At 60.7% G+C, this 995-nt stretch carries 1 protein-coding gene; it reads right to left on the bottom strand.

What is annotated here, in order from left to right:
- A partial coding sequence (locus BVC71_RS15285) for a PfkB family carbohydrate kinase (protein ID WP_133064561.1) occupies positions 1-995 on the bottom strand: 995 nt, incomplete at both ends.

Here is a 995-nt window from a genome sequence, read left to right as displayed (position 1 = left end):
GTCCACAGACGTTTCACGCGGGCCTCTTGCAGGGCGCGGGTTTCCGCGTCGTCGTCAGGGTGGCAGAACACCAGCAGCTTGACCACGTTTTCACGGGCCCATTCTTTGAACTGACCAAAATCAACGCCCAGCTCTGGTTCAAACTCGATCGGGCGCGAGCCTGGCAATTCGGTCGGACGACCGATCCACAGGCCCGTGCCGCTGGCGGCATGCAGCGCCGCGCGGCCAATGCGGTTGTCGGTCAGAATACCGTAACCGTCCTGATCGCCCTTCACTTCCAATGCGGCTTTCAGGCACAGCTCTTTAAAGGCGCCGCCTTTTTCCAGGCTGTAACCTTCCATTTCCTCTAGCTGCATGCGGTGATCAAACGCAAAGGTACGTACGGTCGACCAGTCGCCCGCGTTGCGGGTGTGACGGTTCGTCGACCAGTGGATCTGTTCCAGCGCAGGATCGTTACGCAGGTCTTTTTGCACAACGCCGCGTTCGAGGAAGAACTCAAGCTCGGTCAGCGACGGATAAGCCGGCGTACAGCCGTGGCGCGACACCGCAAAGGCACCGCAGGCGTTCGCGTATTTCAGCGCTGTCGGCCAGTCGATGTTGTTGATGTCCGCGCAGTCCATCCAACCCTTTAGCAGACCCGAGAAGAACCCGTCGCCCGCGCCCAGAACGTTGAACACTTCGATCGGGAAGCCCATGCCGGTTTGACCGTCATCCAGGCTGTCCGGAATGTCGCCTTCGAACGCAACCGCGCCCAAAGCACCGCGTTTGCACACCAGCGTCGCGCCAGAGTTTTCACGCACCTTGCGCAGCGCCGCAACCGTATCGGTCGACCCACCCGCGATGTGGAACTCTTCTTCGGTGCCGACGATCAGGTCAAAATAATGCAGGGTCGACAGCAGTTTTTCTGTCACCGCGGCGCTTTCGACAAAGCGGCTTTCGCCGTCGCCGTGGCCCGCAACGCCCCACAGGTTCGGACGGTAATCGATGTCCAGCGC

Source organism: Marivivens niveibacter, from assembly GCF_002150005.2.
In the GTDB taxonomy this organism is placed as follows: domain Bacteria; phylum Pseudomonadota; class Alphaproteobacteria; order Rhodobacterales; family Rhodobacteraceae; genus Marivivens; species Marivivens niveibacter.
This window is presented reverse-complemented; position numbering and strand designations above follow the sequence as displayed.